This is a genomic window from Priestia sp. SB1 (assembly GCF_038898415.1).
Genome location: NZ_JBBJSS010000001.1, coordinates 218,385 through 230,628, shown reverse-complemented (window position 1 = coordinate 230,628; position 12,244 = coordinate 218,385). Strand labels below are relative to the sequence as shown.

Below are 12,244 nucleotides of genomic sequence, written 5' to 3'. Positions count from 1 at the left end.
TTTTTACATATTTGGTTGTCGAATCGTTTTAATCGGCAGGCGCCATTTGTAAATGTATGAACACATCCGAAGGCCTACAAGCAAGATAAATAACGTATAAAGTTCTACAGGCGTGTTTGTAATATGGAGCCCTACGCTAAATCCTGCGATAATCGCCCATACGGCATAAATTTCATCCTTAAGAACAGTAGGCTTTCGGCGTGCTAATAAATCTCGGATAATCCCCCCGCCGCTTCCTGTTAAGACCGCAGCTACAATAACCGCGCTAAGCGGATGGTTCATATGAGTGGCATAAAGCGCTCCTTGAATCGCGAATGCTGCAAGGCCAATGGCGTCCGAAAAATTTCCCCATCGCTTCCAATGTTTTAAGATATTGTTTGGAAATAAAAAAGTGGCAGTGATAGATAATAAAGCAATTTGAAAAAAGAGTCCTTGTTCCCAAAGGGCAGACACCGGTACACCGATAAGCAGGTTTCGAATGGCTCCTCCGCCAAAAGCCGTTACGATTCCGAGTATGTAAACGCCTAAAATATCATATTCCTCTTCCATCGCAATGAAAGCTCCGCTGATTGCAAAAGCAATCGTTCCAATAATGCTAAGTACGTCCCAAGTCATGATGCTATCCCCTTTATTCTGTTTTCACCAAGTAGCGACTATTATTTTAAAATCAGGCAGACTGATTCAAATTTCGATAAGTAAACCAATTCAAATTGTATACAGAATTTCGTGATATTTCAATGTTTTTTTAATCATCGTTTTATAGATTTTAAAAAGGGTGTTAAACTAGTAAAAGACAATGTATTCTGTCTCTTTTGCAAAGATGGAGAAATGGAGATTTTTTTGATATGATATGAATGATTTGTCAATTTAATAGTAAGGGAAGGAAAAATCTTTGACAGCAGAAATGAATACTGAACTTGAACGCGTAATTTTAGTCGGATGTCAGCTTCATGACGATGACGAACGTTTTGAATATTCGATGGATGAGCTAGCATCTTTAACTGAGACTGCAAAAGGCGAAGTGCTGGTAAGGTTAACGCAAAAGCGCGATCGCATTCATCCAGCTACTTATATTGGAAAAGGGAAAGTAGAAGAACTTGTGGCTCTTGAAGAAGAGTTAGAGCCTGATTTAATTGTATTTAATGATGAATTGTCACCGAGTCAAATCCGCAATTTGTCAGCAGGGTTATCTGCGCGTGTTATTGACCGCACGCAGCTGATTTTGGATATCTTCGCACAGCGTGCTCAAACGCGAGAAGGAAAAATGCAGGTGGAACTTGCTCAATTAAATTATCTGCTGCCTAGGTTAGTAGGACAAGGTACCGCTTTGTCGCGTCTTGGAGGCGGAATTGGAACAAGAGGTCCTGGTGAAACGAAACTTGAAAGTGACCGCAGACATATTCGCCGTAAAATTGATGAAATTAAGCGTCAGTTAAAGACAGTGGTAAGTCACCGCGAACGTTATCGAGAAAGGCGTAAGCGTAATCATGTCTATCAAATTGCAATTGTGGGCTATACGAACGCTGGTAAATCGACGATCTTTAACCGCTTAACAGAAGCTGGTATTTTTGAAGAAAATCAGCTGTTTGCAACTCTTGATCCAACGACAAGACAGTATACGCTTCCGTCAGGATTAACCACGCTGTTAACGGATACGGTTGGATTTATTCAAGATCTTCCAACAACGTTAGTAGCCGCGTTCCGTTCAACACTTGAAGAAGTAACTGAAGCTGACCTTGTTCTGCACGTGGTAGATTCATCTAATCCAGATTACAACAACCACGAAAAAACAGTGCATCGCTTACTAGAAGAGCTTAACGTAACGGACATTCCGATGCTGACAGTTTACAATAAAGAAGATATGCAGCATGAACTATTTGTCCCATCCGCTTCAACATCGTTATCAATGAGCGCTTTTAAAGCTACGGATTTAGTGAAGCTTGGGGAAAGAATTCAAGAAGAAATGAAAAAAGAAATGGCGTTTTTTCATGTGCTGCTGCCGGCTTATGAAGGAAAAATGCTTGCTGAACTAAAAACGGTCTCTATTCTTGAGTCGTTAAAGTTCAATGAAGAAACTGAGAAGTATCAGTGCAAAGGGTATATTGCAAAAGAGCATCCCCTTTACAAAAAGCTACAAACGCTTGAAGAAAGTTGAGGAACAAAGAAATGATGTTTGATCAGTTAAAAAACGGGGCACGCATTCGGGAACTTGCTGCAAAAGTAGAAAAGCAGATTAAGCCCGTACATGAGAAAATTGACGAGCGTATTGAAGCAAATCAATTTCGAGTGCTGCAAAGCTTTCAGCAAAACCGAGTGAGTGATTCACATTTTAATCCGACAACGGGGTATGGCTACGACGATCTAGGCCGCGATACGTTGGAGAAAGTATATGCGGACGTTTTTGGAACAGAAGCATGTCTAGTGCGTCCGCAAATTATTTCAGGCACGCATGCAATCGGCATTTCGCTGTTTGGTGTACTGCGTCCTGGAGATGAACTATTATATATAACCGGAAAGCCTTATGACACGCTTGAAGAAATCGTTGGCATACGAGGAAGCGGTGTAGGTTCTTTAAAAGAATATAACATTAGCTATAAATCAGTAGATTTAACTGAGGAAGGTCAAGTGGATTTTGAAGAAGTGAAAGCGTCTATTCATGAGCATACAAAGATGATAGGCATTCAGCGTTCAAAAGGGTACGGCATTCGTCCTTCTTTTACAGTCGCTCAAATAAAAGAAATGATTTCGTTTGTAAAGAGCATTAAGCCTGACGTTGTTGTATTTGTTGACAACTGCTACGGTGAATTTGTAGAAACAATCGAGCCAACGCATGTAGGAGCGGATTTGATGGCGGGGTCGCTTATTAAGAACCCTGGTGGAGGTCTCGCTAAAATCGGTGGCTATATTGCAGGACGAAAAGACCTAGTGGAAGCTTGTTCATACCGAATGACAACTCCTGGAATCGGTGCAGAAGCTGGAGCGACGCTGTATAGCTTGCAAGAAATGTATCAAGGGTTCTTCTTGGCGCCGCACGTAGTAGGTCAAGCCTTAAAAGGAGCGGTTTTCTCATCCGCTATGTTTGAAGAGCTTGGTATGCAAAGTGAACCGAAGTGGGACAGTGAACGAACAGATTTAATTCAATCCGTTCAGTTTGATGACCGCGATAAAATGGTGGCTTTTTGTCAGGCAATTCAATTCGCTTCGCCAATTAATTCACACGTAACGGCGTATCCTGCTTATATGCCAGGGTATGAAGATGATGTGATTATGGCAGCAGGAACGTTTATACAAGGAGCGAGCCTCGAGCTTACGGCAGATGGTCCTATCAGGCCGCCTTATGTCGCTTACGTGCAGGGCGGATTAACGTATGCTCATGTAAAAGTAGCAATATGCATGGCGGTAGATCAATTACTGACAAAAGAACTTTTATAACATAGAAAGATTATTTCTCCCCGTTAAGAAGGCAAAAATAAGCTATAAAAATAAACGAAGTGCTATTTATTTGTATAGAAAAAATGTTCAGAAAAATTTATGTTAGAATTACTAACATTCGGTTGACAGGTGAACTAACATAGCATACAATGTAAATAGTTAATCCAAAGGAGGAACTGAAATGAGTGACAACATTCGAAGAAATACGCCACTTTTCCCGATTGGAATTGTGATGCAGTTAACTGAGTTGTCTGCTCGCCAAATTCGCTACTATGAAGAACATGAATTAGTTGCACCGGTAAGAACAGAGGGAAATCGACGACTATTCTCATTTAACGATGTTGATAAGCTGCTTGAAATCCGCGATCTAATCGAACAAGGTGTAAACTTAGCAGGTGTAAAACAGCTGTTTCATCTTCAAAAGGAGCAAAAAGGGCATAAGCAAGAAGAAAAAGTTGTGGCAGAAACAGCAAAGCCAGAATTAACGGACGATGAGTTGCGAAAAATGCTTCGTGCAGAACTTATGCAAGCAGGCCGTTTTAATCGAGCAACTTTAAATCAAGGAGATATGTCCAGGTTCTTTCATTAATAAAGTTATCAATATTTATGCCGTTCGTATATGAGGGGTATAGATTATAAATATTATATAGAGATTTAGGGGAGGATCACACGATGGCAAAGTACACAAAAGAAGATATTTTCCGCAAAGTTCAAGAAGAGAATGTAAAATATATTCGTCTTCAGTTCACTGACATTTTAGGAACAATTAAAAACGTTGAAATTCCAGTAAGTCAATTAGAAAAAGCGTTAGACAACAAAATGATGTTTGACGGTTCTTCTATTGAAGGGTTTGTACGTATTGAAGAATCAGATATGTACCTATTCCCGGATATTGATACATTTGTTATTTTCCCTTGGACATCTGAAAAAGGTAAAGTAGCACGTTTTATTTGTGACATCTACAATGCAGATAGAACTCCGTTTGATGGCGATCCACGTAATAACTTAAAACGTGTGTTAAAAGAGATGGAAGAGTTAGGATTTACTGATTTTAACCTTGGACCTGAGCCAGAGTTCTTCTTATTCAAATTAGACGAAAAAGGCGAACCTACATTAGAATTAAATGATAAAGGTGGCTACTTCGACTTAGCGCCAACTGACCTTGGTGAAAACTGCCGTCGTGACATCGTATTAGAGCTTGAAGAAATGGGCTTTGAAATTGAAGCATCTCACCATGAGGTAGCTCCTGGACAACACGAGATCGACTTCAAATATGCTGCTGCATTAAAAGCTTGTGATGATATCCAAACGTTCAAACTTGTTGTAAAAACAATTGCACGTAAACATGGCTTACATGCTACATTTATGCCAAAACCATTATTTGGTGTGAACGGTTCAGGTATGCACTGTAACGTTTCATTATTCAAAGATGGCCAAAACGCATTTTATGATGAGAACGGTAATCTAGAGCTAAGTGATACTGCTCGTCAATTTATCGCAGGTATCATCAAGCACGCACACAGCTTTACAGCAGTAACAAATCCTACTGTAAACTCTTATAAGCGTCTAGTACCTGGATATGAGGCTCCTTGTTATGTTGCATGGTCTGCTCGCAACCGTAGCCCATTAATCCGTATCCCAGCTTCTCGCGGCGTAGGAACTCGTGTTGAAGTACGTAGCGTAGACCCAGCTGCTAACCCATATTTAGCAATGGCTGTTCTATTAAAAGCTGGTTTAGATGGAATCAAGAACAATCTTGAAGCTCCAAAACCTATTGATCGTAATATCTATGTAATGACAAAAGAAGAGCGTGTTGAAGAAGGTATCGTAGATTTACCTGCAACATTAGCTCAAGCTTTAGATAGCTTCCAATCAAACGAAGTGATGGTTTCTGCATTAGGTGAACACTTAGCAGAGCACTTCGTTGAAGCGAAAGAAATCGAGTGGGATATGTTCCGTACACAAGTTCATCCTTGGGAACGTGACCAATACATGAGCCAATATTAATTTTTAAAAGTCGGAGAGATCGTTTGTACGTTCTCTCCGACTTTTTTTGTTTTTCACAATGAATAAATAACATTCTGCATACGTAAATTGAATAATATAGCTTGTTTATAAAAAAGCTGCCTGTCGTATAATTTACAGGGAGCTTTTTTATTGTTTTGTTACATACAAGAAAGAATTTGTTTACATGAATCAAAAAGGATGAGCTTTTTGTCTCATTGAATCTATAAGTAAAAGTAGTGTATAACAGATAGTGAGATTGTTTATGTGTTCACTCTGCACTGTATTTCAGTATAACTTCAGAGAGTTTTCAGCCAATCATAGTATCGTTAGAAAATACTGTTGGAGAGGAATGTAATAAAAATGAAAGAAGGAAATTTCTTTAAAGGTTTAGTGATAGGGATATTGATAAGCATTCCAATTTGGATTATTCTCATTGTTGTAGGCGTTCTGCTTTTTAAATAGGTCCTAACGTTATAAATAATAGACCCTCCTGATCTATACTTTAATCAACCAGAATAGAATTTGGACCAAAAGTATGTTAGGGGGGAGGGAACCGCACGATGAATTGTGCGGATTTTTTTATTGGTAGGGTAAACGTAGATTTCATCTATTTAGTTGCTTCTAGCAGTTGATTGGAGGGACACCTGCGAGAAAAGCGGAATAGGTGAGACCCCGCAGGAGCGCACGCGACGAGGAGGCTCACCAGCCCCCCCGCGGAAAGCGAAGCCTTGCACGGAATTCAACAGCGATGTAACAAGCCATCCATACTAGCGCATTTATCCTATTTGTTCGTTTTTAGATTGAAGTGATTTCGTTATGTCTCAATCTCCTTTTTTAGTAATTTTTCACTAAGTAGGCTAGTATACGTAGCACTTTTTTCCCTCATGCATATGTTAACAATAAGGAGGGACAAGTAATATGAAAAAAATCTATCTTGATGCAGGACATGGTGGGGCAGATGCAGGAGCAGTTGGAGCAAGCGGACTGTATGAAAAAAACTTAGTGTTAAAAATTCAACAATATTTAATAAGCTATTTAAATAGCACTTACAGTGACTTTACGATTAAAACCACCCGTACCACAGATACTTTTTTATCGTTATCTCAGCGAGCTTCTCAAGCTAACTCGTGGGGAGCAGATGCATTTATGTCTATTCACGTAAATGCCGGTGGAGGAACAGGATACGAAGATTATGTTTATAGAAGCGCTAGCAATGCTAGTAAAACGTTTCAATCGATTGTGCACGGGCAAGTACAGCCAACGCTGCTGTCGTATAATCATCCGAATCGCGGACGAAAATCGGCCAATTATGCGGTGCTTCGCTTAACAAATATGCCTGCAGTATTAACTGAAATAGCTTTTATTGATAGGAGCGCCGATGCAGCACTTCTTCAAAATGAAGCTTTTTTAAAAAGCATGGGTGAATCGTATGCAAAAGGAATTGCCGTATATTTAAATTTACCTCGTCGTGCAGTTCCAAATCCATCGCCATCTCCAACACCGACACCAAATCCATCACCTTCTGAACCAGGTGAAAAAACGTATACAATTAAGCAAGGAGATACGCTGTACAGTGTTGCACAGAAGTACGGCATAACAGTACAGGAGCTTCAAGAAGCAAATACAGGGCTTTCGGATCCTTTAACCCTAAAGGTTGGAAAAACAATTGTTATTCCTTCAGGAACTTCACCAAACCCATCTCCAACACCGTCACCAACTCCACCTTCTGAACAATATCCACTTCCCAATGGAATTTTAAAACAAGGCGATTCTGGAGAAGCAGTGAAACAGCTTCAAAGAGCATTAAACGCGGTTAATTTTAAAGTAGGGTCAGTAGACGGAATATATGGAGTACAAACGAAAGATGCAGTCAGACGTTTTCAGCTTGTGTATCTTCCTTATGATGTAGATGGCATTTATGGTCCTCAAACGAAAAACAAGCTAGCAGCCGTTTTAAAAGCAAAAAGTTAAAGAAAGCAGGTCTTCTGTAAGCAGGCAGAAGGCCTTTTGTTTTCCCCTTAAAAGCGCCTTAAGTACTATTTTATCGTTTACGTAAAATAATGCTTTACAAACCATTTGTACGGGAGTATATTATCTAAGAACAAAGGATAGTTATGAAAGAAACATGTTATCGATCATACTCTTTAACCGAAAATTATATTGACCTGTTATCGCTTAATTCGTCAGAAGTGGGGGACCCAAATTTGTGCATTGTCACTTGGGGTGAATCCTTTTTTAAAAGGTAGGGCTACTCTCATAGCCCGAATCCGACAGCTAACCCCATAAGCGTTTTGGAGAGGAGGTTTAAGCTGTGTAAAAACGCTGAGAACCCTTAGTGTTTTTTTTGTGCGCTTTTTTAACATAAAAAGGTATTTTTTAGGGATAATATCACTTATTCATGAACTTGTAACGGAGCTTAGCAACGAACAGTGAATAGTAGCTAAGCAATCATCGGAGGGAAATTACGTGAACTATTCAGTTCTCAAGAGATTATTGATTGGAAAGCCGCTCAAAACAAAAGAGTTAGGCGATCAAAAGCTTAGTAAGCTTAAAGCGCTGGCTATTTTATCATCAGATGCCTTATCTTCAGTGGCTTATGGAACAGAACAGATTTTGATTGTCCTTGCAACAGTGGGCGTGCTTGCCTATTGGTATTCGATTCCAATTGCGATTGGGGTATTGGTGCTGCTGACGGCTTTAATTCTTTCATATCGTCAAATTATTTATGCGTATCCGCAAGGCGGAGGAGCTTATATTGTTTCGAAAACCAATTTAGGAGAAAATCCTGGACTTATCGCTGGGGGATCACTGTTAGTAGATTATATTTTAACAGTTGCCGTGAGTGTTTCAGCAGGAACCGATGCTTTAACTTCGGCTTTTCCAACGCTGCATCACTATAACGTAGTAATTGCGTGTTTGCTGGTGATTTTTATTACGGTTTTAAATTTACGAGGTGTAACAGAATCCGCTTCTGTCTTAGCTTATCCGGTTTATTTATTTGTGATTGCTCTTATTTTGTTAATAGCGGTGGGCTTCTTCAAAATAGTGACAGGTCAAGTTTCACCTGAGCTTCATACATCTCTCGGTACCGTGGTGCCAGGTATTAGTTTGTTTTTATTATTAAAAGCTTTTTCATCAGGCTGTTCGGCATTGACTGGTGTAGAAGCTATTTCGAATGCAGTGCCTAACTTTAAAGATCCAGGTGCAAAAAATGCTGTTCATACATTAATGCTGATGGGCGGTATTTTAGCCGTTTTATTTTCTGGCATCACGTTTTTAGCTTATTGGCTTGGCATTTCTCCAAAAGCAGATGAAACGGTTGTATCACAAATTGCATCGAGTGTATTTGGACGAAATGGGTTTTATTATTTTATTCAAGGCACCACAGCTCTGATTTTAGTGCTAGCGGCGAATACAGGTTTTTCAGCTTTCCCTTTGCTTGCCGTAAACTTATCGTCTGATAAATACATGCCAAGAATGTTTCAAATTCGCGGCGATCGACTAGGCTATTCAAATGGAATTGTGACCCTTGGAATTGCTTCTATTGTCTTACTTGTCGCTTTTAAAGGAGCGACGGAACAATTAATTCCTCTTTATGCAGTTGGAGTGTTCATTCCATTTACGCTTTCTCAAACAGGCATGATTGTCAAATGGCTTAGAGAAAAGCCGGCCGGCTGGCAAGGAAAGCTAACCATTAACTTAATTGGTGCCCTCATTACCTTAACGGTGCTAATCATTTTGTTTACAACGAAGTTTTCACAAGTATGGTCCGTGCTCGTTTTCTTACCGGTTATCGTTTATATTTTTCATCGCATTCATACGCATTATGAAGCGGTAGGAGAGCAGCTTCGTATTAAGCAAGGAGAAAAGATTGGAAAGCTTGAAGGAAGTGTGGTCATTGTTCCTGTAGCAGGAATGACAAAGGTAGTGGAAAATTCATTGAACTATGCAAGAACGATTGGTGATACCGTTATTGCGGTGCACGTTGCTTTTGACCGAGAAAGTGAAAAGAGAATGGAAGAGAAGTGGGAAAAGTGGCAGCCTGATATTCGTATTGTTACGTTTCACTCTCAATACCGCAGTCTTGTGCGTCCGCTGTTTCGATTCATCGATATGGCTGAAGAAAAAGCCCGGGAAAATAATATGGCTATTACGGTTGTTATTCCGCAGTTCATCACGAAAAAAAGCTGGCAAAACATCCTTCATAATCAGTCCAGTCTGCTGTTAAAAGCACATTTGCTTTACCGTAAAAACGTAATCGTTACAACGGTACCTTATCGTTTTAAAAAATAATGAAACATGACTAAAAACCTCCAACTTATATGTTGGAGGTTTTTAATTTTTAAATTCACATACACTAACCATAATTGAATCTCATCAAAGGCACAAACGGAGGGATTGCATGAGTGAATTAATTAAGTTATTGCGAAAAGGAAATAAATCGGCCATGATGGCCGCTATAGTTAATACCATTATATCCATTATTAAAGGGATTGCTTTTGCTTTAACGGGAAATGTAGCGATGTTTGCTGAAACGATGCACAGCTTAGGAGACGCAGCAAATCAGTTCTTTGTTTTTATAGGTTCAGCATTAAGCAAAAAAGCTCCGACCAAACGATTTCCAAACGGATTTGGACGATTGGTTAATCTCGTTTTATTAGGGGCGGTTCTTGTAGTAGGAATTATGGCATTTGAAACGATTAAAGAAGGGTATCATCATATTCTTCATCCGACGAAGTCTTCAGGCTTTATTTTAAATATTGCAGTACTTGGCATCTCGGTATTACTTGAGATGTTTGTCCTCTTTAAGGCAATGAAAGAAATTTTGCACGATGTCGGAATGAATACTGCAGAGGTCAATGTTTTTACGCAAAGCTTTGTTCATCTAAAGAAAGCAAAGCCAGCAACTAAGCTTGTTTTTATGGAAGATCTGGTAGCCACTGGAGGAGGCGTATTGGCTTTAATCGCCGTTTTTATTTCGCGATTTACGCCTTTTCATCAAGCTGAAGGAATTGCTTCTATGCTAATTGGTCTTATGATGTTTTTTGTAGTAGGACGAGTATTTTTAGATAACGCTGCCGGAGCGCTTGGTGAAGCAGATAAAGAAATGGAAATGAAAATTGGTGCCATTGTTATGCAAGATGTACAAGTGCGTGATATTCAAACGTTAATGGTGATGAAAGAAGGAGAAGAGCTTCACGTTGAATTAAAAGTAGAAATTGATCCTTCTTTAACAGTAGCAGAAGCGGATGATATTAAAGATCGTCTGGAAAATCGTATTTTACAGGAAAAAGGAATAACGGATGTCATTATTGAATTTGATGAAGATGATGGAATTCCTGACTGGGTGACAAGCGATTTACAGCTTCAAAAAGAATAAAAAACAAGGAAGAAAACAGTTGTTTTCTTCCTTGTTTTTTTAGCTATATACTTTTTCACGCACGTTTTGAGAATCTGTTGAAGCCGCAGAAAAGTTAATAGTTTCACGTACAACGTAAATAGGTCTATTTTTACTTTCATCGTAAATTCTTGCGATGTATTGTCCCACTAGACCTAAACCAAGTAGCTGAATACCGCTAAAGAAAGTGATAGCTACCATAATCGAAGTCCAGCCAGGCTGAATATTTTCACCTATCAGCCAAACAACAATCGAATAACTTAAAACGAGAAGTGATACAAAAACTGATAACAAGCCAATAACCATTACTAAACGTAAAGGTTTCGTTGAAAACCCAATAATTCCATCTGAAGCAAACTTGATCATCTTTTTTAAAGGATATTTTGTTTCACCAGCAAAACGCTCATCGCGCTCATATTCTACATATGTTTGCCTGAAGCCGATCCAAGACATCATTCCTCTTACGAAACGATTGCGTTCAGTCATTTTTTTGAATACGTCCGCAACTTTTCGGTCGATAATACGAAAATCTCCCGTGTCTTTTGGGATTTCAATATCGGACATATAATTTAAAAAGCGATAAAAATACTTAGCCGTTGTCAATTTAAAAAAGGTCTCTCCGCTTCGCTTCTTGCGCTTTGCGTATACAATTTCATAGCCTTGCTGCCATTTAGCAATTAATTCAGGAATCATTTCAGGCGGATCCTGTAAGTCAGCATCAATAATTACGATAGCATCACCTTGAGCATAGTCAATACCTGCTGTGACGGCAGTTTGGTGCCCGAAATTACGGGCAAAATCAATAATTTTTACGTTAGAATCCATAGCTGCTACGTCCTTTAAGATTTCAATTGTTCGGTCTGTACTGCCGTCATTGACGAAAATGAATTCATAGTTAATGTGATTTTCATGCATGACGGAAAGCAAGCGATTATAGCATTCATTAGCTACTTCTTCTTCAAAATACATAGGTACCACGATTGAAATTAGTTCTTTCATGCTTTACCTCCTATCGAGTGATTGTTTGTGTGCTTAAACGTCCATATTTTATTAAGAAAAAAATTAAAAAACATTCCTATACAAGTAGACAACAGTTGTCCAATTATCGGATTAGCAGGTGTATAGTGTACAAGAAGGAATAAGCAAGATGTATTAATTGCTAAAGTAATAAGGTTTACGATGAAAAATTGAGCTAACATCCATTTATGTACAGTTGCTTGAAACACCCACGATTTGTTCCAATAGTAGCTGTTTATGACGCCAATGAAATAGGATAGTACGTTAGCCAATATATAATTCATATCAAAATGAATGAGTGCTAAGTAACTGATAATAGTGAGCAGGGTATTCATTATACCTACGAATCCGAATTTCAGGAATTTTATCACGGTTGCATAATCCCTTCCA

Annotated in this window: 11 protein-coding genes and 1 riboswitch; of the genes, 8 read left to right on the top strand and 3 right to left on the bottom strand. The window is 39.1% G+C overall.

Annotated features, from left to right (window positions below; translation table 11 throughout):
* Window positions 1-3: 3 nt before the first annotated feature.
* On the bottom strand, window positions 4-615 hold the full coding sequence (locus WKH56_RS01195) for a trimeric intracellular cation channel family protein (protein ID WP_013058789.1): 612 nt from the start codon (window positions 613-615) through the stop codon (window positions 4-6).
* Between the two features lie 277 nt (window positions 616-892).
* On the opposite strand from WKH56_RS01195, the gene hflX reads away from it, so the two are divergent.
* From hflX to WKH56_RS01155, 8 genes are all read left to right on the top strand, one after another.
* Window positions 893-2,155, top strand: coding sequence for a GTPase HflX (gene hflX, locus WKH56_RS01190; protein WP_080968623.1), 1,263 nt, complete (start codon window positions 893-895; stop codon window positions 2,153-2,155).
* 14 nt (window positions 2,156-2,169) lie between these two features.
* Window positions 2,170-3,432, top strand: coding sequence for a methionine gamma-lyase family protein (locus tag WKH56_RS01185; RefSeq protein WP_033579808.1), 1,263 nt, complete (start codon window positions 2,170-2,172; stop codon window positions 3,430-3,432).
* A gap of 181 nt (window positions 3,433-3,613) precedes the next feature.
* Entirely contained in the window at window positions 3,614-4,021 is a 408-nt protein-coding gene (locus WKH56_RS01180; protein ID WP_014458504.1) for a MerR family transcriptional regulator, read from the top strand.
* 83 nt (window positions 4,022-4,104) lie between these two features.
* Window positions 4,105-5,439 (top strand): type I glutamate--ammonia ligase, encoded by a 1,335-nt coding sequence (glnA, locus tag WKH56_RS01175; RefSeq protein WP_013084732.1) that lies wholly within the window; start codon window positions 4,105-4,107, stop codon window positions 5,437-5,439.
* A gap of 615 nt (window positions 5,440-6,054) precedes the next feature.
* A complete protein-coding gene (locus WKH56_RS01170) occupies window positions 6,055-6,210 on the top strand; it encodes a hypothetical protein (protein WP_342834749.1) in 156 nt (51 codons plus the stop codon).
* Between the two features lie 147 nt (window positions 6,211-6,357).
* Window positions 6,358-7,410 carry an N-acetylmuramoyl-L-alanine amidase gene (locus WKH56_RS01165; RefSeq protein WP_048019868.1) on the top strand — a complete coding sequence of 351 codons (1,053 nt, stop codon included), beginning with the start codon at window positions 6,358-6,360 and terminating at the stop codon, window positions 7,408-7,410.
* Between the two features lie 191 nt (window positions 7,411-7,601).
* A riboswitch (cyclic di-AMP (ydaO/yuaA leader) is annotated at window positions 7,602-7,743 on the top strand.
* Between the two features lie 162 nt (window positions 7,744-7,905).
* The gene (locus WKH56_RS01160) at window positions 7,906-9,732 is read left to right on the top strand and encodes an APC family permease (RefSeq protein ID WP_028411372.1); all 1,827 of its coding nucleotides are present in this window, start codon (window positions 7,906-7,908) and stop codon (window positions 9,730-9,732) included.
* Window positions 9,733-9,841: 109 nt separating this feature from the next.
* Window positions 9,842-10,819, top strand: coding sequence for a cation diffusion facilitator family transporter (locus tag WKH56_RS01155; RefSeq protein ID WP_028411371.1), 978 nt, complete (start codon window positions 9,842-9,844; stop codon window positions 10,817-10,819).
* A gap of 39 nt (window positions 10,820-10,858) precedes the next feature.
* On the opposite strand, the gene WKH56_RS01150 is transcribed toward WKH56_RS01155, so the two are convergent.
* Together WKH56_RS01150 and WKH56_RS01145 are read right to left on the bottom strand one after the other, a co-directional pair.
* Window positions 10,859-11,836, bottom strand: coding sequence for a glycosyltransferase family 2 protein (locus WKH56_RS01150; RefSeq protein ID WP_028411370.1), 978 nt, complete (start codon window positions 11,834-11,836; stop codon window positions 10,859-10,861).
* Entirely contained in the window at window positions 11,833-12,225 is a 393-nt protein-coding gene (locus tag WKH56_RS01145) for a GtrA family protein (protein ID WP_028411369.1), read from the bottom strand. Before WKH56_RS01145 ends, WKH56_RS01150 begins: the two co-directional genes overlap by 4 nt.
* Window positions 12,226-12,244 lie beyond the last annotated feature (19 nt).

Excerpts from the sequence above, each read along its gene's own strand:
- WKH56_RS01150 (WP_028411370.1), bottom strand. The coding sequence starts at position 11,836 with ATGAAAGAACTAATTTCAATCGTGGTACCTATGTATTTTGAAGAAGAA.
- WKH56_RS01195 (WP_013058789.1), bottom strand. The coding sequence starts at position 615 with ATGACTTGGGACGTACTTAGCATTATTGGAACGATTGCTTTTGCAATC.
- glnA (WP_013084732.1), top strand. The coding sequence starts at position 4,105 with ATGGCAAAGTACACAAAAGAAGATATTTTCCGCAAAGTTCAAGAAGAG.
- WKH56_RS01155 (WP_028411371.1), top strand. The coding sequence starts at position 9,842 with ATGAGTGAATTAATTAAGTTATTGCGAAAAGGAAATAAATCGGCCATG.
- WKH56_RS01180 (WP_014458504.1), top strand. The coding sequence starts at position 3,614 with ATGAGTGACAACATTCGAAGAAATACGCCACTTTTCCCGATTGGAATT.
- WKH56_RS01185 (WP_033579808.1), top strand. The coding sequence starts at position 2,170 with ATGTTTGATCAGTTAAAAAACGGGGCACGCATTCGGGAACTTGCTGCA.
- WKH56_RS01165 (WP_048019868.1), top strand. The coding sequence starts at position 6,358 with ATGAAAAAAATCTATCTTGATGCAGGACATGGTGGGGCAGATGCAGGA.